Here is a 22,980-nt window from a genome sequence, read left to right on the forward strand (position 1 = left end):
TTTTATTTTGGAATGGATTATTTAATAAATCCTTCTGACTGCGCTTTTTTCAAAACTGCAGCGATTCCATTTTTATTAATTGTTTTTATCGTAGATGCAGCTACTCTTAGAGTAATCCATCTATCTTCTTCTGGAAGATAAAAACGCTTCTTAACTAAGTTTACAGAAAATTTTCTCTTAGTTTTGTTCATAGCGTGAGAAACGTTATTTCCTACCATCGCTCTTTTACCTGTAAGGTCACAAACTCTTGACATTATACTTATCTTTTATCGTTATTCAAAATCAGGGTGCAAAGAAAAGAAAAATAAACCTATTAAGCAACATATTTATTGCACATTTTTCAAAATTTCTTTCTGTAATAGTTCTAAACTTTTAATTACCGCTCTATCTATCACTTTTTCACGGGGTTGACCAAAATTAAATTCTTCTACGATTATTTCTTTTGGAGTGGCCAATGCAATAAAAACAGTTCCAAGATCCGCATTTGCATCTCCTTTTGAAGGTCCTGCGTTACCCGAAGTAGCAATTGCATAATCTGTTTTCATCATCGTTTTTACATTCAATGCCATCGCCGAAACTACCTCTCGACTCACAACGGAATGCTCGTTAATAAGACGTTCAGAAACTCCCAAAACATCTATTTTAGCCGATGTAGCATAGGAAACAATACTTCCTTTAAAATAAGCTGACGCTCCAGCTGCTGAAGTTAGTAGCTGTGCTATTTTTCCTCCTGTACAACTTTCAGCAGTTGCAATTGTTTTATTTTGCTTGGTAAGCATTTTACCCACCACAACCTCAATGGTTTCATCTTCGTCAAAACCTACGATGATATCGTGAATGATAGTACTTAATGAGTTTACGCTTTTTTCAAGAGTAGTTTCTAATTTTTCTTTATCTGTGCCACGCGCCGAAAGACGCAAACGAACTCTACCTGGCGCTGGCAAATACGCTAATTTGATACACTCCGGAAGATTATTTTCCCAGTCTTCTATACGTTCTGCCACAACACTTTCGCCTTGGCCGTACGTCAAAATTGTCTGATGAATAATGTAAGGACGCTCATATTCTCGAACCACTTTTGGTATGATTTCATGCTCGACTAAATACTTCATTTCGTAGGGAACTCCGGGTAGTGAAATAAACACCGTATTTTCCTTTTTCATCCACATTCCTGGTGCAGTACCCACTTGATTGTGAAGCACCGTACATTTTGATGGAACCAATGCTTGATCCCTATTTATTTGAGATGCGGGACGGTTCATTACCTTCTGAATCAAATCAATTACATGGCGTTCTACTTTTTCATCAATAATGAGGACATCATCAAAATAATCACAAAATGTTTTTTTAGTAATATCGTCTTTTGTAGGCCCTAAACCTCCAGTAATAATAACTAAATCAACCGTGTTTTGGAGCTTTTCAAACGTTTCTAAAATATGTGTTTTATCGTCTCTTATCGAAATCATTTCATTGATTTCTACACCAATTTTATCCAGCGATTTGGCAATAAATCCTGAGTTTGTGTCGACAATCTGACCTATTAAAATTTCGTCACCGATAGTAACTATGGTTGCTTTCATTTTGTAGTTCAATTATTTTGGTGAGACTTTACTATAAAAAAATGTACGAAGTAGTACACTCTTAATTTTGCGTGAGGGATAGAAGTGAAAATCCTTTTTATTACCACAGAGTGATAACGATGGTAATAAAAAGATTGAAACGGAAAGCCCGACCCACTTTTTCAGTGGGTCACGCCCAAATATTACAAATCGAAATCTTTCTTGATTTCTTTGACAGCATCATTTACTTGGTTTTTTACGCTTTTGAAAGTTTCTTTGATGTCTTTCTTTTTACCCTCGGCTTTGGTCCAAGCTTCTATTTGAAGAATCTCTTCAAAAGCGACGTTCAAACCCATTAAATCGAGCGTTGGTTTGATCTTGTGCGCATAAGCATAAGCGTGCTTGTGGTCTTTCTTTTTTATTCCTTCTTTAATTTGCATTAAATCATCTGGAACTTCGGTGACAAATAAGGTCAAAATTTCGTTTACGAATTCTGCATCGTTATCTGAAAGTGCGTACACTTTTGAAAGGTTGTAGTTTATAGCCATTATTTTACTTGTATTCTAAATAGTTGTTGTCCTTCTAAAAATCCTTCTAAAACGTCATCTGGGTTTACAGCAGCTACTCCTTCTGGAGTTCCTGTAAAAATAATATCTCCAATTTTTAAGGTAAAAAATTGAGAAACATAGGAAATGAGTTCGTCAATTTTCCAGAGCATGTGACTGGAATTCCCCTTTTGAACCGTTTTGTTATTATTCGTTAATTCAAAAGTAATATTTTCTAGTGAATCAAACTTACTTTTTGGCAAAAATTCACCTACTACCGCAGAGCCATCAAATGCTTTTGCTTTTTCCCATGGTAAGCCTTTTGCTTTTAATTTTTCTTGTAAATCACGGGCTGTAAAATCTATTCCTACACTAATTTCATCATAATATTTATGTGCAAATTTAGGCTCTATGTATTTCCCTACTTTGCTAATTTTGACAATAATTTCAATTTCGTGATGTACATCTTCCGAAAATTCTGGAATAACAAATGGATGCTGTTTCAATAGAATGGCCGAATCCGGCTTCATAAAAACAACGGGTTCTGTGGGTCTTTCGTTCTTTAGCTCCTCTATGTGATTGGTATAATTTCTACCGATACAGATGATTTTCATTCCTTATTGATTAAAAAATTTAATGATTGAAAGATTCAAAAATTAGCTCAATTTATTATTTAATTTTCTGAGTTTAATGGCTGTCAAAACTTTCTTAGTGTACAACGGGAAATCCGCATTTTGAATCCAACTGAAATAACCCGGTTCTGTTTCCAAAATTTTATCCACTTTTACTCCTTTGTGTTTTCCAAAAGTAAAAATCTCTTCATCATCCTTATCAAAAGCGATCATTCCTGCAAAATCAGCAATTTTCTTTCTTGTAGTAAATTCTGATAGTGATTTCATATCGTTTTCTAGTTCTGGATAACGGTCTAATTGCGCTTTTAATATTTCGTAAGTCGCTATGGTATCCGCCTCTGCTGAATGCGCATTTTCGAGTATTTTTCCGCAATAAAACTTGTGAGCCGCACTTAAAGTTCGCTCTTCCATTTTATGAAAAACTGTTTGCACATCTACAGAAACCCTATTTTTCATGTCAAAATCTACTCCAGCACGCAACATTTCCTCTGCTAATAACGGTATATCAAAACGATCAGAGTTAAATCCTGCCAAATCACTGTCTTTGATCATAGTATACACTTGCGCAGCCAATTCTTTGAATGTAGGTTCATTTGCCACTTTTTCATCTGTGATACCATGTACAGCAGTTGTTTGTGGCGGAATTGGGATTGTTGGATTGACCAACCACGTTTTACTTTCTTTATTTCCGTTCGGAAAAACTTTCAAAATTGATATTTCTACAATTCTATCTTTTCCAATGTCGATTCCTGTGGTTTCAAGATCGAAAAAGCAAATTGGTTTATTGAGTTTGAGTTCCATTTTTAATTTTTGTGTGGTTACAAATATATAGGTTAAACCCGAATTTGACGCATTATCCTCAAGTAATTTCTTCAAGAATTCTTGTCTAATTGTGAGTTACAAATCGTACAATAAAATAAAAACCCGACTGATTTTTAAAAATCGGTCGGGTCTAAATTGCAATTATATAGGTCTAAACATCTCTGTTTACATCAAATGCCTCTAAGTATTCAGCGACTCTTTTTACAAAACTACCTCCTAATGCTCCATCAACTACCCTGTGGTCATAGCTGTGAGATAAAAACATTTTCTGGCGAATTCCAATAAAGTCTCCTTCAGGAGTTTCAATCACTGCCGGCATTTTACGGATTGCTCCAAGGGCTAAAATTCCCACTTGTGGCTGATTGATGATCGGCGTACCAAAAACACTTCCAAAAGTACCTACATTGGTAACTGTGTAGGTTCCTCCTTGCGTGTCGTCTGGTTTTAGTTTACCCGCTTTTGCGCGACCTCCTAAGTCGTTAACTGCTTTTGCCATTCCTACTAAATTCAATTGATCTGCATTTTTAATAACAGGAACAATCAAATTTCCGTTGGGTAACGAGGCCGCCATTCCTAGGTTGATATTTTTCTTTTTGATGATGTAATCACCATCAACAGAAATATTCATTCCAGGAAAATCTTTCAGCGCTTTGGCAACTGCTTCCATGAAAATAGGTGTGTAGGTCAATTTCTCCCCTTCTCTCTTTTCAAACGTATTTTTATTTTTCTCTCTCCATTTTACAATATTCGTTACATCTACTTCGATGAACGATTGCACGTGAGCTGATGTTTGTACCGAAGCGACCATATAACCCGCAATTAACTTGCGCATTCTGTCCATTTCTATGATTTCATCGCCACCACTTACAGATACCGGAGCTGCTTTTTGAGCTACTGGGGCTGCAACTGGTTTTTGAACAGGTACAACTGGAGCCGAAACTACTGGTTGATTTGTTCTATTTTTTACATACTCTAGAATATCATTTTTAGTAACTCTACCTTCTTTTCCTGTTCCAGAAATCGATGCTAATTCAGCTACAGAAACACCTTCTTCTTTGGCAATATTTTTTACCAAAGGCGATAAGAATTTTTCAGAATCAGAGAAATCAACTGGAGCAGCAACTGCTTCTTTTGCGGCATCCACTGTTTTTGTCACTTCAGCAATAACCTCAGGAGCTACGGCTTCTTTAACAATTGATACAAGCTCTCCACCTTCGGTTTCAATAATCGCTATAGTCTGACCCACTTGAACTAGGTCGTCTTTACCGAACAATTGTTCTACCAAGATTCCCGAAACCTCACTCGGCACTTCACTGTCTACTTTATCAGTAGCAATTTCAAGTACTGCTTCGTCGGCTTCAATTTTGTCTCCAACTTCTTTTAACCAATTTGTAATGGTTGCTTCTGCAACGCTTTCTCCCATTTTTGGAAGTTTTAATTCAAATCTTGCCATATTATTAACCTAAAAGGTGATTTTGATTTTCAGTTTGCGAAATTACTAAATATTTCAAATATAAATTACATTAAATGTAATTTTTTACTCTATTTTTATAACGTCACCTCTCTCATTACTATTGTTACTTCCTATTAAGAAATTAGCTTTACTGGGAAAGATTTTAAATGTAAAGCCTTTATCTATTGAAGACTCCAGAAATGCAATACAGTTCTTAAAAGAAACGAATTCATTGTCTAAAATAACTTCAGTTCCTAGTTTATCATTAACAGATGACGAATTTACCATTTTTTCTGTTTTCAAATCATGAAACAGGATTTTTTTTTGCAAAACTAAACGGAGTTTTTCAACTAATTTTTCGTTAGCGGAATACAATAGATATGATTTTGGAGCGATTTTAATTCTTGGTTTTCCTTGAATCATTTTTATTAATGAGAAAATGACAATTCCTATTTTCATAAAAATCGAAAATACAAATGGCACGCTAAAATGCTTTTTATAAAAGAAATTCATCGCCTCTTGAAAATGTTGCATGTATGTTTCATCCTTAATGGTACTTTCTCCTTTATAATGAATTACAGTCGTTTCATGAAAATAATAATTGGATTTCCCTAGTTTCAAAATACGATACGACAAATCAATATCATCTGAATACATGAAACAAGCTTCATCAAAACCGCCAACTTCAAGGTACAAATCTCTTTTCATAAACATAAATGCACCTACCAAAATATCGACTTTTCCTGTTTGAGTTTCGCTTATATGTTGGGCATAATATTTTCCAACTAATCTAGATTTAAGTGGTACTTTATAAAGACCTACAACTTTTGTAAATGCAACCCAAGGAGTTGGAACGCCGCGCTTACTTTCTGGGAGAAAATTTCCAGTTCCATCAATGAGTTTGCATCCCACAATTCCTAAATCATTCTTCTCGACTGAGCTGGAAGTGACGAAATTTAAAATTTTAATGAACGTATCTTCGGCAACGACGGTATCAGGGTTGAGGATGCAAATATATTCTCCTTTTGCCTGCCCTACGCCGATATTATTCCCTTTTGGGAAACCAACATTATCTTGGTTTCGGATGAGTTTAACGTTTGGAAAACGCTTTCCCATCATTGCACAACTGTCATCGGGAGAATTATTATCAATTACAATGATTTCGCCGTCAATGGTTTCTAATGCGTTTTGAACACTTAAAACACATTGTTCCAGAAAATATCGGACGTTGTAATTGAGGATAATGACGGATAGTTGCATTTTTCAAAGATATATTTTAAGATGTAAAGACGCAAAGGTTCAAAGTTTAAAAACACAAAAACCTACTTCTCTTATGCCCCGATTAAGGGAACATCCTTTATGTTCTTTCTTTAAAAATAAAAAAAAACACTTAAGACAGTTACTATTTATATCGGAGTTAAGCGAATTTCATTTGGAATAACAGCAGGAAAAATAGCCAAAACCAACTCTTTCGCTCCAAAAAAACAGACTCCTTTTTTAGTTTTGACATTACTTAAACTACAAAAACTTGAAACTTGATGTAAATGAATTACTTTTGCAAAAAAGTTATGTTTCGTAACGCATGCATAGCTTTCAATTTATAACTCATATCTTACAAAGTGAATTACCTTTCTGTAGAAAATATCTCGAAATCTTTTGGTGAACGTACGTTGTTTAAAGACATTTCGTTCGGAATTAATAAAGATCAAAAAATTGCCTTCATTGCCAAAAACGGTTCTGGAAAAACGACTATAATGAGTATCATTAATGGTCTCGAAGAATCGGATACCGGCCAAGTCGTATTGAGAAAAGGCATAAAAATGGCATTTTTGTCTCAAAACAATAATTTGCAGGAGGAATTGACTATTGAGGAAAGTATTTTTGCCTCTGATAATGAGACGTTAAAAGTGATTGAAGCGTATGAAAAAGCATTAGGAAATCCGGAAGATGAAGAAGCTTATCAAAAAGCTTTTGACGGAATGGATCAGCATAATGCTTGGGATTTTGAAACGCAATACAAGCAAATTTTGTTCAAATTGAAGTTGGAAAATTTCAAACTGAAAGTAAAAAATCTTTCGGGTGGACAGAAAAAAAGATTATCTCTTGCTATCATTTTGATTAATCGTCCCGACTTATTGATTTTGGATGAACCTACGAATCACTTAGATTTAGAGATGATTGAATGGCTAGAAAGCTATTTTGCAAAAGAAAACATTACGTTGTTTATGGTGACGCACGACCGTTTTTTCTTAGAACGTGTGTGTAATGAAATCATTGAACTAGACAACGGAAAATTATACCAATACAAAGGAAATTACTCCTATTATTTAGAGAAAAAAGAAGAACGCATAGCATCTGAAAATTCAAGTGTAGATAAAGCACAGAATCTTTTTGTGAAAGAACTAGAATGGATGCGCCGTCAGCCAAAAGCGAGAACGACCAAATCGAAATCTCGTCAGGATGATTTTTATGAAATAAAAGAAAAAGCACAAAGTCGCCGTCGCGAAAATAAAGTAGAGCTTGAAATTAACATGGAACGCATGGGAAGCAAGATTATTGAGCTTCACAAGATTTCTAAAAAATTCAAGGATCATGTAATCATGGATAATTTTAGTTTTGATTTTCAACGTGGCGAAAGAATTGGTATTATAGGAAAAAACGGAACTGGAAAATCCACTTTCTTAAATTTATTGACCGGAACTTTGCCGCTTGATGGCGGAAAAGTGGTTGTAGGTGAAACCATAAAAGTAGGGTACTATACTCAAAGCGGAATCAATCCAAAACCGGGTCAACGCGTTATTGATGTCATTAAGGAATACGGGGAATTTATACCTTTGATGAAAGGAAAATTGATTTCGGCTTCGCAATTGTTAGAGCGTTTCTTATTTGATGCCAAAAAACAATATGATTTTGTAGATCGATTGAGCGGTGGTGAATTGAAACGTTTGTATTTGTGTACGGTTTTGATTCAGAATCCGAACTTCTTGATTCTGGATGAGCCGACGAATGATTTGGATATTGTAACGCTGAATGTTTTAGAAAGTTTCCTTTTGGATTATCCGGGATGTCTTTTAGTAGTTTCTCACGATCGATACTTTATGGATAAAATTGTAGATCACTTATTCATTTTTAGAGGTGATGGTGTAGTAGAAGATTTCCCTGGAAACTACTCTGATTTTAGAGCTTATGAAGACAGTGCTGATGTTGCTCAAAAAGAAGAAAACAAAGCCGAAAAGAAAGACTGGAAACAAAACAATCCAACCGGAAATTTGACTTTCAATGAGCAAAAAGAATTCCAGAAAATAGAACGAGAAATCAAAGATTTAGAGATTCAAAAAGTAGCTATTGAGCAACTTTTTTCGGACGGAAAAATTACTGATGCCGACATTGAGAAAAAAGGAAATGAATTGCAAAACCTCATCCAAAAAATGGAACTTAAAGAAGAACGTTGGTTTGAATTAAGCGCCAAAATGGAAGGATAAAATTAGCAATCAGTGTGCAGTCGCAGTTTGCAGCTTTGAACATTATTACTGTTATAGGATTAGATCCACAACAAAATTAAAATTTTGTTGTGGATTTTTTTTTGAGTATAAAATCAATTTGTAATTATTAAGAAAATTAAGATTTAATTTAAAGTCCGATTGGTGTTTTGTAGTTTGTTTTTTATATTTTTGAGAAATATAAATTTTGATGTTTCTCAGACCAAGATACTTAATAATCGTAGATTGAGATGATTTCTTCATTTTATTTACAAGTTAGCAGAAAGTTTATGAAATATAGAGACGAAGATCCACTCGAATTATAATTTTTAAATGACGATTTAATAGCGTCAATATATGTATCTTTGGAGATATTTAGATCTTCATAAATTCTTGTCTTTTGTTTCTAAAAAATCTTTGTTTTTTACTCGTTTAGACAAATTTGAAGATAAGCGTGAGGGAATAACGACAAAGCACTTGTATTTTAGACGAATCAAAAGCGTTATCGAAAATGATACAATTTTTGATAGCCTACGCGAAATGATAACGGTTGATGTTTTAGGAAGCAGAATGAATATTATTTCAAAAGAACTTGAAACAATTCAACGATTCAATTTTGCTAACTGCTGGCTTTTATCTCGAGATAATTTTGAATCTGCTGCTATGTGGAGTTTATATAGTAATCCAAACAGCGTGGCAATCAAAATTCCTTATAAAAACTTCAAGGAACTACTATTAGAAAACGGGTTTGATAATGACGGTTTTGGACGAAGAATAATTTGCTCTCCCGTTAATTATAAAGATTTTCAAAATACAAATCACATTTTCAATCCAGATCAAGAAGAAATTGAGGACAGCGTATTTCAAAAAGACGTTAGTTTTGAACATGAAAAAGAATTTCGGATGATTCTTAGAGAAGAACCCACCGATTTTCCTCCTATAGAATATCATGAAAACAGCAACAACGAACACATGGAGAAAATTCATAAATCAATATATGATTATCCAGGAATTTCTCTAGAACTCAAAAATTTTGAAAAGTATCCATTTCAAGTTGTCCATCATCCAAAATCTCAAGATTGGGCAAAAACAAATATAGAGGCAATTATTAAACAATTCAATATTCCATTTTCTATATCAAACTCAAAACTTGAGTTAAAATAAACCCCATGTCACAAATCTATAGAAATCATCTCATACACTCACAGCGCAACATTGCATTAGTTGCAAACAAAAGGGATTACAGCTCATCACAGATGAAATAGTTCTTGATTACGCTGCGCAAATATCTCCGACTTTGCGCCCAAAATTATAGTCTCAAAAAAACACAACAAACCCCACCCCAAGTTCATAATCGTAACTTGAGATGGGGTTTTTCGTATAGATACATTAACAGAAAATTAGCACAATTACGCTACTTGAGTATTGAAATAACATATACATTTGGCTATCAATTTCAATCATCAAACTGTAAATCAAATCAAATGAACGTAAAATCTACAAACACATCCATCAAAAAAAAATCTAAATTCATACCATACCTGCTCTTATTGAGTACGATTTTCTTTTTTCAATATTCTTGGTCACAAAATATTTCAGTAAAAATAATTGATGCCACTACTAAAGAACCTATTCCCTACGCCACCATCAATATTGATAAAAAAGAGCATTTGATCTCAAATGCCGAAGGTTTTTTTAACCTATCTGAAACTGCAATTCAAGACGAAAATACACTAATCATTACGTATCTTGGTTATAAAAATCTTGAAATTAAAGTGAGTCAATTATCAAAACTAGAGTATATCATAGCACTCACTCCTACTATTTTTGAATTAAATGATGTACAAGTAAATGGTGAAAAACCCAATCCTTATGCTATCATGGCTACGGTAAAGGCTAATCTTTCTATAAATTATAGAAATACCGATAATCCTATTAAAGACATGTTATTTGTAAGAAAATCAACGACGACATATCCTAAAGAAGTTGTAGTTGATGTAAATCAGTCTACTGGTTTTTCAAAACAAGCACTCAAGCAAGTCAATAGTGATGTTCAATCTTTTACAAACACTTTAATCGCATCACCTCCAAAAGAGTATACAGACATGTTGTGTAATTTATTTACTCATACTATTAAAAAAGACAATAAGTCATTTGAATTACATAAAATGAACGTTCTAAAAGCAACGGTTCTCAAAAATGAGGGAAGTGCAACCTCATCAGAAGAGTTGAAACAAATAGGCATAAAAACAATGCTAAAACACTTAGATTCTACAAAGTATTACCGCATAAAAAGTGGACTCATCAGTTCTCGAGATACCATTTCTTTAAGAAAAGATTTCAACAAAAACAAAATAAAAAATAACAAAACAGATCAAAGTACGCTCTTAACAACTACCAAATACAATTTAACACAATTCATCCAGAACAATAATTTAGGTAAATCTTCTGAGCATGATTTTATAAATAATCCAGAACTGTACCGTTACAAATTTGAAGGAACTACTTTTACTGAGGATAACGATTATGCATTTGTACTTACGTTTTCACCAAAAAAAGGCAGTGCAAAATATACAGGTAAACTCTACATTAATGAGTCGGATTATGCCGTTCTTAGAGCTGAATACCAGCTTGATGAAGGAGAAAAACTTAACAATGTTAATTTAAAATGGCTTTTAGGCATTAAAGTAGCCCAAAATAACAACAAAGGAATTTTAATGTTTCGCAAAAAATCTGAAAACAAGAATTATTACCTGCACTATGCTTCTGAAGAAAATGGAAATTATTTTTATGTAAACCGTCCTTTGAAATTTATTGAAATCACAAAAGAAGACAAAGATATTCTATCATTAGACATAAAATTTGAAGGAAACTCTACGACTAAAACTGAATTTTTAAATCTATCACATTCCCTTGTAGCAGATACTGATGTTACTAAAGTTGTTGAAAATGAATTCAAACTTATAGCCATAAAATCATACGATCCTAAAATATGGAAAGGATACCATGCTATTGAACCATTGTCCGAATTAAAGCGATTTAAAGCTAAAGAATAATACCTCCACACAATGTTTCGATATCAAATCTTTTTAAAACTAGTTAGTTAATTAAAAAAAAACTTATCCAATATAATTTATGAAATGGACATTTTTGTTATCGGCAATATTATTATTCGCATGCAATAAAAAAGAAAATCAGCGCAGCACAATTGTGAATGACACTTTAATAACCATTCCTGAAATCACTACAGTAATAAAGGATGAAAAGTCAGAAATTCATTTGCCAAAGCAATATTCTAATGAACGTTTTAAAGAAGTAACTGTCGAACGCATCGATGAAAATAAATTCAGAATTCGCGGAAAAGGGCAAATCTTTGAGGCAAGCTTCAACTGGATAATTGAAGACGGACAGGACGAGTTAAAGGCGGGGTTTCAGACCACTGATGCCGGAGCTCCTGAATGGGGTAACTTTGACTTTACAATTGCGGTTCAGAAAAAACAAGAGAATTCAAAATTGACGCTGGTTTTGTTTGAATCAAGTGCTAAAGATGGCAGCCGTCAACATGAATTGCCAATTGTTCTTTTTTAATTTGAGTTAGCGAAATACACAGTAATTCTTGATTACGCTGCGCAAATGCCTGTGACTTTGCGCCCACAATAGCAATCACAAAAAACTTCTGAAAATCCAATTCTGTTGTAAATTTTATTTGTAATTTAATTGATTGAAGACCTTACTTTCGTATTACAAACAACCAAATTAATCTATAAAACTGAAAATTACAATTATGGAAAACAAAAGGCTTATTGGAATCGTCCTCACAGTAGTAATTTTATTGCTCATTCCATTAATAGCAATGCAATTCACAAATGAAGTAAACTGGACCCTGTTCGATTTTGTGGTTGCTGGTGTTTTACTTCTCGGCACTGGTTTTATTTGTGAGCTTGTCATAAGAAAGGTAAAAAAAACCAATCATCGAATCATTCTTTGTGGAGGTATTCTGGCAGCGCTTCTCCTAATTTGGATTGAACTTGCAGTCGGTATTTTCGGGACACCCTTAGCCGGATCATAATCCGCAAACCGTGATTGCGCATTAATAATCCAAAAATTAACAGCAACAAAAAACCACAACAAAATCCAATTCTGTTGTGGTTTTTTTTCTATGACAATTTTAAATTCCCCCTTCGGGGGTTAGGGGGCTTTCTACCAGGCTATCGGATTGTAATCTTTTAAAAACTTGCCGCACCAATGTTTTCCAGTATTAATTCCGTCAAACAACGGATCCATCACTCGAGCAGCGCCATCAACAATGTCTAATGGCGGTTGAAAATCTTGTTCTTCCTGTTTTCTTTTAGCTAATTCTGCAGGATCTTCGTCGGTTACCCAACCCGTATCTACTGCATTCATAAAAATTCCGTCTTTTGCCAAAGTTCCCGCGGCAGTATGCGTTAACATGTTCAAAGCGGCTTTTGCCATATTGGTATGCGGATGTCGGTCTTCCTTGAAATCGCGGTAAAACTTACCTTCCATTGCAGAAACATTGATGATGTGTTTTTTGCCTGTGTTGTCTTTCTTCATCACTTCGGAAAGGCGGTTACACAATACAAATGGTGCTACAGAATTCACCAGCTGCACTTCGATCATCTCCGTGGTTTCTATTTGTCCTAATTTTAGTCGCCAGCTGTTTGTTTTTCGTAAATCTACTTGCTGAAGGTCAGCATCGAGTTCTCCTTCTGGAAAAACTTCTTGTGCTACCAAGGCATTGTCAAACGAATAGGGAATCTGCGATAATTTGGCGGAAGCCCGCAACCCAATTCCAGGTTCTGGTCCGTGCCAAGTGACAGGCATATTTTCATTGGATGAAAAACCAGTGGTCAACACTTTTAATTCATCCAGACAATTCGTATGATCCAGTAATAATTCCTGTGCCTGTTGTGGCAAAGAAGCAATGGAACGTTCTTCGTTTTCCATTAAATGGCTGTAGAATCCGGCAGGACGTCTCACGGTTTGCGCCGCATTATTAATTAGGATATCCAGTCGCTTGTATTTTTGTTCGATAAAATTGCAAAAAATCTCCACACTCGGAATGTGTCGCAAATCTAATCCATGAATTTTCAAACGGTGTCCCCAATCCATAAAATCTGGCTCTTTAGAAAATCGCAAAGCCGAATCGACAGGGAAACGTGTAGTTGCCACAACGGTTGCTCCTCCCCGTAAAAGCATCAACGTAATGTGATAGCCTATTTTTAATCTAGAACCTGTAATAACGGCAACTTGCCCCTTTACATCTGCGGTTTGGAAACGTTTGGCATAATTAAAATCACCACAATCAGCACACATCGAATCGTAAAAGTGGTGCATCCTAGTAAACTCGGTTTTACAAACGTAACAGTTTCGTGGAGTTTCTAATTCTAGTTGTTCTTTGCTTGCCAAATCATTAAAAGCCAAAAGCTTTGGTGCTATAAAAATAGTCGCTTCACGTGCAGACCGAATTCCGGTTTCCTTCCTTGCGGTTCTATCTTGCTTTTCTTTTTTGCGTTTGGCAACTAATTTCCCATCTTTTTTGCGTCGGGAAAACTCGTCACGGTCTGGGCGAGAAAATTGACCTGCAGCTTTTATTAAAGCCGTTCGTTGTTCTTTTGGGATATCAAAAATTTGATCCGTATCGGAATTTAATTGGGCTAAAATAGCGATGCATCGCTCAATTTCATCTGAAGTTATGGCCGTTTTAGTAACTGGTAATTCAATCATTATTGTAAAAAGTGAATGTAATATTGGTGGAAATTCTAAGCGCGCAAAGATAGGTTTTAAAGTGAATAGTGAGTGGTGAATGGTAACAATTCAGAACTACACTTCTCACCTTTCACTTCTCACTCCTTATGACTTTTTTTATATCTTCGCACCTACCTTCTAACAATAACTATGTTTTTTCAAATAAAATCGTATTTACAATTCCTTTGGCACTCTAAAAATGAGCATGCGGTACATTCTCCGTTTGTGTTTAGTTTACTAACAAAATGTTTCTATGATAAAAAATCAAAACCGGAATATGCAGTATTAAGGAAGTATAGAAACTCGCTTTTAGCAAATAAGAACACTATTGAAGTCACTGATTTTGGTGCGGGTTCGAAAGTTTTCAAATCGAATACAAGAGTGATTGCTCAGATTGCCAAAACCGCTGGAATATCTAGAAAACGAGCCGAATTATTATTTAGAATTACCCACTATTTTCAGCCTGACTCTGTTTTAGAAATTGGAACTTCGTTGGGATTGGCTACTGCTGCACTTTCTTTAGGGTCCCAAAGCGTCGGGATAAAAGCCAAAATTACAACGCTAGAAGGTTGTCCTAACACAATGGCAATTGCAAAAAGTCAATTACAATTATTCAATTTTGATAATGTAAATCCAATCGTAACTGAGTTTAGTAGTTTTTTGGGTGACATACAACTTCAAACTTTAAACTTTAAACTGATCTATTTCGACGGAAACCATTCCAAAAAAGCAACACTAGACTATTTCGATTTATTACTTCCTACGATTACAAATGAAACGGTTTGGATAATCGACGACATACATTGGTCGACAGAAATGAAAAATGCTTGGGAAATTATAAAAACCCATCTAAAAGTAACGGTCACCATAGATACCTTTCAGTGGGGATTGGTCTTTTTTAGGCGGGAACAACCCAAACAACATTTTATAATTCGAATCTAAAAAAAAAATGACAGCCATTGCTGACTGTCATTTTTCAAAAGTGAATTAATAAACCTTATTCTTTAGCTCTTTGCATTTCGCCATTTTTAGCTCCCATTCTATTCAATGTATACATTGGTGCGAACTTCAACTTTAAACCAGCAATTTTTCTGTTATCGTCTCCTGAAAGACCTTCTTTTTCAACCGTATTTTTTCTGCTGTCTAATGCTTCGTACATCAATTTAACTTCATCCCAATCCTCACGAGAATACGCATCCTTGTTATTATCTACAGTATTTACAAAATTTTGATAAATCCCAAGAATATTATCTTTGTTTACCCAACTAAAATTCATGTCTTCGCCTATTTTTCCTTCACCAAACAAAGCGTTTCTTAATTGTTGTTTTGGGTTAGCCGCTACAGCAACTTTAGCATTTTCTTGCACTTCTGCTTCATATTTAGCTTTCATAGCTTCATACTTTGCAGTAGCAGCAGCCAAACGTTCTTGTGCTGCTGTATTATCTTTCATATTAGCTAACGCCGCTTGAGCTTCTTCACTTCTTAATTGATAGGTTGTTTCAATTCCTTCCCAATTTTCTTTTGCATCCTCAGAAGCAACATTACCCAATGAGTCCACATACATTACATATGAATCTACGGTTTTTTCTGCCTCTACAGCTTTTTCATCTTTACATGAAGTAAATCCTAAAGCGATTACCGCTATTCCTAACACCATTTTTGTACTTTTCATAACTACTTGATTTGATTATTATTATTTCTGTAAATGTAAGAAACATTATTCAATTCATAATTATAATCCAAAAATGTTATAAATATTACATATAATTATGAAATAAATGAAATATATGTGTGAATTATATAAATTAACCCTTAAATAGTATAAATTACAATTAACTGTTTTGGTGTATAAAAATTGGCTTTTTTTGTGAAATCAGTAAAAACAAAAAGAGTTTGACTTTCCCCTGTGAATTAAAATTTAAAAGTCAGGTATAAAATGTAACAAATTTTAAGAAACAGGTACTTATTATTAATTCAAAAGTGTTTTGTACTTTTAAAATCTAATTTAATAGCTGCCTGCGCATCGTCAAAGGTCAAAAATCATATCATCTAATGGCAAACCCGCTCATCCAAATAACCAATATCAAACGAGATTTTGTTCTTGGAAATGAAATCGTTTACGTACTTAAAGGCATTGATTTACAAATAAATAAAGGAGAATACGTTGCGTTAATGGGCCCCTCAGGTTCTGGAAAATCTACTTTAATGAATTTATTAGGATGTTTAGACACACCAACTTCTGGGAGTTATATTCTGAACGGAAAAGATGTCAGCCAAATGCGAGATGACGAATTAGCCGAGATTCGGAACAAAGAAATTGGATTTGTTTTTCAAACCTTCAACCTTTTACCAAGAACTACCGCATTAGATAATGTAGCATTACCAATGATCTATGCTGGGTTTTCAAAATCGGAACGAAAAACAAGAGCTACCGAAGTACTCGAACAAGTGAACCTTGCCGATAGAATGGATCACCAACCCAACCAACTTTCTGGAGGACAACGCCAGCGTGTGGCTATTGCGCGTGCTTTGGTAAACAAACCTTCTATCATCCTTGCCGATGAGCCAACTGGAAATTTAGACAGCAAAACCTCGTTAGAAATCATGAAACTTTTTGGAGACATCCATGCCAACGGAAATACGGTAATCTTGGTAACACACGAAGAAGAAATTGCCGCTTATGCCCACAGAGTCATTCGTTTGCGCGACGGACTCATTGAAAGCGATACAACCAAATAATTTTTTTTTCGGGAGCTGATCCGGCTATCCGCTACAATCTTTTCTAAAACCTTTCAGCCAAAAAAGGCTGCACGCTTTTAGAAAAGGATTTCCACTACTATCCGGGCTAGGAAATCCCATTAATAATTGCGTTCACCATCATCATACAATACCTCTATAAAATGAAAATCGCCATTTTAACCTGCGAAAAACTTCCTGACTTAAATCCGGAAGATCAAAACATAATTAAGGAATTAGCCAAACACAACATCGACGCTAAAGCCACTATTTGGGACGATAAAACCGTTAATTGGACCGACTTTGATTATTTGATTTTTCGAAATACTTGGGATTATTTTGAGAAAGAAACCGAATTCAAAATTTGGCTCGACCAAATAGAAAAACTGGGAATCAAAACACTCAATCCTATCGCAATAATCCAGCAAAATATTCATAAGTTTTATTTGCGCGATCTTCAAAAGCTGGGAGTTACAATTTTACCAACCGTTTTTATTGACAAAACGAACCATCTTAATCTTAATGAAGTGATTCCGTCACACTGGAAAAGAGCCGTTATAAAACCAGCATTCTCAGCAGGATCATATCTCACCGAAGTATTTGATGTCTCCGATATTCAAACAATCAACGAAAAGTATAAAAGTATTGCCGCTGAAAAAGAGTTGCTGCTACAGGAATTCATGCCCGAGATTCAAACAATAGGAGAAACTTCCTTTATCTTTTTCGATAAAAAATTCTCTCATGCCGTTAACAAAAAACCCGTTGATGGGGATTTTAGAGTTCAATCGCTATTTGGAGGACAGTATACTTTGGTTCAACCAACTACAACACTTATTGAAAAAGCCCAAAAAATTGTCAATACATTTCCAGACCATTTATTATATGCCAGAGTAGACGGAATAATCACAAATAGCGAACTTCATTTAATGGAAATTGAATGTATTGAACCCGATTTATATTTCAATCTCAGCGAAAATGCACTGGAACGCTTTGTTAACGCAATTGTGGAATTAATAGCTTAATTTTTATACTTAAAAATAGCAACGATCAACTCTTATGTTTGAGTTAATGAGCAATTAAACGTGTTTAATATCGTACTATTGAATGTGTGCAGTATTATTAAACATATAAGTCATTTAAGCATTAAACCTTAAGTGACCTTATTAATATTTAAGTTATATAAGCTCAACTAAAATTAAACTTATATGACTTATATGGTAAAAAAAATGCGACATTGTATTATTCTTATTGCTTAGTTACATTTGCAACTTGAATTCAGTAATTATATTTTAGATTTATGATTTTTATTCACAACAATAAATCTGAAATCTAAAATCGTTAATCAACAATTTATAATCTAAATGAAAGTATATACAAAGACAGGAGATAAAGGAACCACAGCCCTTTTTGGCGGAACCAGAGTCCCTAAAGACCACGCCCGAATTGAAAGCTACGGAACCGTTGATGAACTCAACTCACACATAGGATTAATTCGCGATCAAGAAATGAATGCGCATTATAAAGAAATACTTGTCGAAATTCAGGATCGTCTCTTTACGGTTGGTGCCATTTTAGCAACACCGCCAGAAAAAGAAGTCAAGAAAAACGGCGAACTGCGTTTAAAAAAACTGGGCATTATAGAATCTGATATAGAATTATTAGAAAATGAAATCGACAGCATGGAAAATGCCTTGCCACCCATGACTCATTTTGTACTTCCTGGAGGACATATCACTGTGTCATATTGTCATATAGCACGATGCGTTTGTCGCCGTGCAGAGCGATTAGCAGTGCACTTAAGCCATAATGAACCCGTAGCTGATATCGCAATCAAGTACTTAAACCGACTTTCTGACTACCTTTTTGTGTTGGCACGGAAGTTGTCTCACGATCTTAATGCGGATGAAGTAAAATGGATTCCGAGACAGTAGTTAGCGGTTTTTAGTCGAAGTTTTTTATACGAAAACGTTAAACTTTAAACCTGAAACTTTAAACTAAAAAAGACGTTCTTAACTTTAACTAAAAATAAATCATTTTTTACTTGTCTTTTTCAGTAAAAAATTTATTTTTGCACAAAACTAAATAGACTATACATGTATTGGACATTAGAATTAGCATCTTATTTAAGCGATGCACCGTGGCCTGCTAACAAAGACGAACTTATTGACTACGCTATTAGAGCAGGAGCTCCATTAGAAGTAGTAGAAAACCTTCAGTCTATAGAAGACGAAGGCGAGATATATGAATCAATGGAAGAAATTTGGCCTGATTATCCTACTGACGAAGATTATCTTTGGAACGAGGACGAATATTAAAAAGTAAACCAAGAAAAAGTCTCAAAAGAGGCTTTTTTTTTGTTTAAATTTACAGAATTACACAAACAGAAATAAAAACATATTATGAGTTTTATAAATAGTATTATTAAAGTCTTTGTTGGGGATAAATCCCAAAAAGATGTCAAAGTTTTACAACCGTTTTTAAACAAAATTAAAACTTTTGAAACTCCGCTAATGGCATTATCGCATGATGAGCTTAGAGGACGTACTGCTTTTTTTAAGGATAGAATAAAACAAGCACGCGCTGATAAAGACGCTAAAATTGCAGCACTTAAACTAGAGGTAGAAAGCATTGAAGATATTGACAAAAGAGAAGATATCTACGTTGCTATAGACGCATTAGAAAAAGAAGCTTACGATATTTCTGAAAAAACGTTGTTAGAAATTCTCCCAGAAGCATTTGCCGTTGTAAAAGAAACAGCAAGACGTTTCAAAGATAATACTGAGATTACAGTTACTGCATCACCTCTTGATCGCGAACTTTCAGCCACCAAAAGCTACATTACCTTAGATGGTGAAAAAGCAATTTGGGCAAATTCATGGAGTGCTGCAGGGAAAGAAATTACGTGGGACATGATTCACTATGACGTACAATTAATTGGCGGAATGGTGTTGCATGAAGGAAAAGTAGCTGAAATGCAAACCGGTGAAGGAAAAACATTGGTAGCCACCTTACCGCTTTACTTAAATGCATTGACAGGAAACGGTGTGCATCTAGTAACAGTGAATGATTACTTGGCAAAAAGAGATAGTACTTGGAAAGCGCCATTATTCGAATTTCACGGGATGACTGTTGAGTGTATTGACAATTACCAACCAAGTTCAGAAGGCAGAAAAAAAGCATACGACGCCGATATCACGTACGGAACAAATAATGAATTTGGTTTTGACTACTTAAGAGATAACATGGCACATTCGCCAGAAGACTTAGTGCAGAGAAAACACAATTATGCCATTGTCGATGAGGTCGATTCAGTTTTGATTGATGATGCCAGAACACCATTAATTATTTCAGGACCGGTACCACAAGGAGATCGTCATGAATTTAATGAATTGAAACCAAAAATTGAAAACTTAGTTAGCATACAACGCCAGTTGGCTAATGGTTTTTTATCTGATGCAAAAAAATTAATTGCGGCAGGCAATACCAAAGAAGGGGGATTCCAATTATTAAGAGCTTATAGAGCATTACCAAAAAACAAAGCATTAATTAAATTTTTGAGTGAAGAAGGAATTAAACAATTGCTTCAAAAAACCGAAAATCAGTACATGCAGGATAACAAGAGAGACATGCACAAGATTGATGAGGCATTGTATTTTGTTATTGAAGAAAAAAACAATCAGGTAGAATTGACAGATAACGGAATTAAATACCTTTCTGGCGATACCGATTCAGACTTTTTTGTACTTCCAGACATTGGAACTGAAATTGCAGCTATCGAAAATAAAAAATTAGATAAAGACGCCGAAGCCGAAGAAAAAGAACAATTATTTCAAGATTTTGGAATCAAAAGCGAGCGTATTCATACCTTGACACAACTTTTAAAGGCTTACGCTTTATTCGAAAAAGATGTAGAATACGTGATCATGGATAACAAAATCATGATTGTAGATGAGCAAACGGGTCGTATCATGGACGGTCGTCGTTATTCTGACGGATTGCACCAAGCGATTGAAGCCAAAGAAAATGTAAAAATTGAAGCTGCTACACAAACATTTGCAACCGTTACGTTACAGAATTATTTCAGAATGTACAACAAACTGGGAGGAATGACTGGAACTGCAGTAACAGAAGCGGGCGAGTTATGGCAAATATATAAATTAGACGTTGTAGAAATTCCGACGAACAGAGGAATGGCCAGAAAAGACAAAGAGGATTTTATTTATAAAACGACTCGTGAAAAATTCAATGCCGTAATCGAAGACGTAACGGAATTATCTAAAGCAGGAAGACCAGTTCTTATTGGTACAACTTCGGTAGAGATTTCAGAATTGTTAAGCCGAATGTTGAAAATGAGAGGCGTTGCACACAATGTCTTGAATGCAAAAATGCACAAACAAGAAGCACAAATTGTTGAAGAAGCAGGAAAACCTGGAGTGGTAACTATTGCAACCAACATGGCGGGTCGTGGTACCGATATTAAATTATCTGCCGAAGTAAAAGCCGCTGGAGGATTAGCCATTGTAGGAACAGAACGTCATGATTCGCGTCGTGTAGACCGCCAGTTACGTGGTCGTGCCGGACGTCAAGGAGATCCGGGAAGTTCTCAGTTTTATGTATCTCTTGAAGACAACCTAATGCGTTTGTTTGGTTCTGAAAGAGTGGCAAAAGTGATGGACAGAATGGGATTACAGGAAGGCGAAGTGATTCAGCATTCTATGATGACTAAATCTATTGAGCGTGCTCAGAAAAAAGTAGAAGAAAACAACTTTGGTGTTCGTAAGCGTTTATTGGAATATGATGATGTGATGAACGCACAACGTGAAGTCGTTTACAAACGTCGTCGTCATGCCTTATTTGGAGAGCGATTGAAACTCGATATTGCAAACATGCTTTATGACACTTGTGAATTGATTGTAGACCAAAACAAGGCAGCGAATAATTTCAAAAACTTCGAATTTGAATTAATTCGTTATTTCTCTATTACTTCACCAGTTACTGAAAGTGAATTCAGCAAATTGACGGAGATGGAACTTACCGGTAAAATATACAAAGCAACGCTGGAATATTACACCGAGAAAACCGAAAGAAGTGCCAGAGAAGCATTCCCAATCATAAAAAGTGTTTACGAAGATAAGAACAACCAGTTTGAGCGTATTGTAGTTCCTTTTACGGACGGAATCAAATCGTTGAATGTAGTTACTGATTTGAAAAAAGCATACGAAACTGAAGGAGCTCAACTTGTTGCTGATTTTGAAAAAAATATTACCTTGTCTATTGTAGATGAAGCTTGGAAGAAACACTTGCGTAAAATGGATGAGTTGAAACAATCCGTTCAACTTGCGGTTCACGAACAAAAAGATCCATTACTTATTTACAAACTCGAGGCGTTCAATTTGTTTAGAGCCATGATCGACAATGTAAATAAAGAAGTGATTTCGTTCCTGTTCAAAGGGGATTTACCGGCTCAAGAAAACCAACAAATTCAAGAAGCGAAAGAAGTACGTCAACAAGACGATTATCAATTGAGCAAAGACGAGATTGTGAGTAGCGAAGCGGCCAACCGTGAGGCTGGACAAACCCAACAAAAACAAGTAACCGAAACCATTGTGCGCGACATGCCTAAAATCAATCGCAATGATAATGTTACGATTCAAAATGTGGCCAACGGACAAACACAAGAAATGAAATACAAAAAAGCCGAGAGCCTAATCGCCTCAGGACAATGGGTATTAGTGAACTAAAACCTTTTATTTCAAGATTCATAAAACTCCACTGCGCAAGTAGTGGAGTTTTTTTATACATATTTTTTTTCGGGAGCTATTCCCGCCATACGCTGCAAGCTATTGGGTTTCAAACCCTTTTTCTAGGCACTGGCAGGAGCTTCCGTTGGTCGCTCTGCCACCACCAGAAAAAAGTAGTTTTCAACCGGCATAGGCTTTCCGCTGCTGTCGGGGCTAGGGATTTAGCGATACATAACTTTGTTTA

General features: G+C 35.1%; 20 protein-coding genes. 11 read left to right on the plus strand and 9 right to left on the minus strand.

What is annotated here, in order from left to right; translation table 11 throughout:
- Positions 1-17: 17 nt before the first annotated feature.
- The 7 genes from rpmB to AC061C_RS04785 form a co-directional block, all read right to left on the minus strand.
- Positions 18-254, minus strand: a complete 237-nt coding sequence (gene rpmB, locus AC061C_RS04755) for a 50S ribosomal protein L28 (RefSeq protein WP_024980263.1) — start codon at positions 252-254, stop codon at positions 18-20.
- Between the two features lie 72 nt (positions 255-326).
- Complete coding sequence (locus AC061C_RS04760; protein ID WP_478290238.1) at positions 327-1,580, minus strand: CinA family nicotinamide mononucleotide deamidase-related protein; 1,254 nt, start codon at positions 1,578-1,580, stop codon at positions 327-329.
- A gap of 182 nt (positions 1,581-1,762) precedes the next feature.
- The gene (locus AC061C_RS04765; protein ID WP_309758546.1) at positions 1,763-2,107 is read right to left on the minus strand and encodes an Hpt domain-containing protein; all 345 of its coding nucleotides are present in this window, start codon (positions 2,105-2,107) and stop codon (positions 1,763-1,765) included.
- Positions 2,107-2,718 carry a fumarylacetoacetate hydrolase family protein gene (locus tag AC061C_RS04770; RefSeq protein ID WP_478290239.1) on the minus strand — a complete coding sequence of 204 codons (612 nt, stop codon included), beginning with the start codon at positions 2,716-2,718 and terminating at the stop codon, positions 2,107-2,109. Before AC061C_RS04770 ends, AC061C_RS04765 begins: the two co-directional genes overlap by 1 nt.
- 42 nt (positions 2,719-2,760) lie before the next feature.
- Positions 2,761-3,537, minus strand: a complete 777-nt coding sequence (locus tag AC061C_RS04775; RefSeq protein ID WP_478290297.1) for an exonuclease domain-containing protein — start codon at positions 3,535-3,537, stop codon at positions 2,761-2,763.
- A gap of 172 nt (positions 3,538-3,709) precedes the next feature.
- A complete protein-coding gene (locus tag AC061C_RS04780) occupies positions 3,710-5,011 on the minus strand; it encodes a dihydrolipoamide acetyltransferase family protein (RefSeq protein WP_417970242.1) in 1,302 nt (433 codons plus the stop codon).
- Positions 5,012-5,095: 84 nt separating this feature from the next.
- The gene (locus AC061C_RS04785) at positions 5,096-6,271 is read right to left on the minus strand and encodes a glycosyltransferase family 2 protein (RefSeq protein ID WP_478290240.1); all 1,176 of its coding nucleotides are present in this window, start codon (positions 6,269-6,271) and stop codon (positions 5,096-5,098) included.
- Positions 6,272-6,630: 359 nt separating this feature from the next.
- On the opposite strand from AC061C_RS04785, the gene AC061C_RS04790 reads away from it, so the two are divergent.
- The 5 genes from AC061C_RS04790 to AC061C_RS04810 all read left to right on the plus strand — a co-directional run bounded on the left by AC061C_RS04790 (position 6,631) and on the right by AC061C_RS04810 (position 12,559).
- Positions 6,631-8,493, plus strand: coding sequence for an ABC-F family ATP-binding cassette domain-containing protein (locus AC061C_RS04790; protein ID WP_478290241.1), 1,863 nt, complete (start codon positions 6,631-6,633; stop codon positions 8,491-8,493).
- Positions 8,494-8,847: 354 nt separating this feature from the next.
- Positions 8,848-9,654 carry a DUF2971 domain-containing protein gene (locus AC061C_RS04795; protein ID WP_478290242.1) on the plus strand — a complete coding sequence of 269 codons (807 nt, stop codon included), beginning with the start codon at positions 8,848-8,850 and terminating at the stop codon, positions 9,652-9,654.
- Between the two features lie 320 nt (positions 9,655-9,974).
- Entirely contained in the window at positions 9,975-11,546 is a 1,572-nt protein-coding gene (locus AC061C_RS04800; RefSeq protein WP_478290243.1) for a carboxypeptidase-like regulatory domain-containing protein, read from the plus strand.
- A 79-nt stretch (positions 11,547-11,625) separates the two neighbouring features.
- On the plus strand, positions 11,626-12,078 hold the full coding sequence (locus tag AC061C_RS04805) for a Gmad2 immunoglobulin-like domain-containing protein (RefSeq protein WP_478290244.1): 453 nt from the start codon (positions 11,626-11,628) through the stop codon (positions 12,076-12,078).
- A gap of 196 nt (positions 12,079-12,274) precedes the next feature.
- Positions 12,275-12,559 (plus strand): hypothetical protein, encoded by a 285-nt coding sequence (locus AC061C_RS04810; RefSeq protein WP_478290245.1) that lies wholly within the window; start codon positions 12,275-12,277, stop codon positions 12,557-12,559.
- A 131-nt stretch (positions 12,560-12,690) separates the two neighbouring features.
- On the opposite strand, the gene AC061C_RS04815 is transcribed toward AC061C_RS04810, so the two are convergent.
- Positions 12,691-14,238 (minus strand): SDR family NAD(P)-dependent oxidoreductase, encoded by a 1,548-nt coding sequence (locus AC061C_RS04815; protein ID WP_478290246.1) that lies wholly within the window; start codon positions 14,236-14,238, stop codon positions 12,691-12,693.
- A gap of 171 nt (positions 14,239-14,409) precedes the next feature.
- Here AC061C_RS04815 and AC061C_RS04820 point away from each other — a divergent pair, with 171 nt between their 5' ends.
- A complete protein-coding gene (locus AC061C_RS04820) occupies positions 14,410-15,201 on the plus strand; it encodes an O-methyltransferase (RefSeq protein ID WP_478290247.1) in 792 nt (263 codons plus the stop codon).
- Between the two features lie 55 nt (positions 15,202-15,256).
- Here AC061C_RS04820 and AC061C_RS04825 read toward each other — a convergent pair whose 3' ends face one another.
- The gene (locus AC061C_RS04825; RefSeq protein ID WP_478290248.1) at positions 15,257-15,931 is read right to left on the minus strand and encodes a DUF6565 domain-containing protein; all 675 of its coding nucleotides are present in this window, start codon (positions 15,929-15,931) and stop codon (positions 15,257-15,259) included.
- A gap of 380 nt (positions 15,932-16,311) precedes the next feature.
- On the opposite strand from AC061C_RS04825, the gene AC061C_RS04830 reads away from it, so the two are divergent.
- The 5 genes from AC061C_RS04830 (at position 16,312) to secA (ending at position 22,736) form a co-directional block, all read left to right on the plus strand.
- Positions 16,312-16,998, plus strand: coding sequence for an ABC transporter ATP-binding protein (locus AC061C_RS04830; RefSeq protein ID WP_309760796.1), 687 nt, complete (start codon positions 16,312-16,314; stop codon positions 16,996-16,998).
- 161 nt (positions 16,999-17,159) lie between these two features.
- On the plus strand, positions 17,160-18,017 hold the full coding sequence (locus tag AC061C_RS04835; RefSeq protein WP_478290249.1) for an ATP-grasp domain-containing protein: 858 nt from the start codon (positions 17,160-17,162) through the stop codon (positions 18,015-18,017).
- 339 nt (positions 18,018-18,356) lie between these two features.
- Positions 18,357-18,926 carry a cob(I)yrinic acid a,c-diamide adenosyltransferase gene (locus AC061C_RS04840; RefSeq protein ID WP_478290250.1) on the plus strand — a complete coding sequence of 190 codons (570 nt, stop codon included), beginning with the start codon at positions 18,357-18,359 and terminating at the stop codon, positions 18,924-18,926.
- Between the two features lie 162 nt (positions 18,927-19,088).
- Positions 19,089-19,310, plus strand: coding sequence for a DUF2795 domain-containing protein (locus AC061C_RS04845; protein WP_007138072.1), 222 nt, complete (start codon positions 19,089-19,091; stop codon positions 19,308-19,310).
- 84 nt (positions 19,311-19,394) lie between these two features.
- Positions 19,395-22,736 carry a preprotein translocase subunit SecA gene (secA, locus tag AC061C_RS04850; RefSeq protein WP_478290251.1) on the plus strand — a complete coding sequence of 1,114 codons (3,342 nt, stop codon included), beginning with the start codon at positions 19,395-19,397 and terminating at the stop codon, positions 22,734-22,736.
- The last annotated feature ends 244 nt before the right edge of the window (positions 22,737-22,980 follow it).

The organism is Flavobacterium sp. GNP010 (assembly GCF_056428945.1).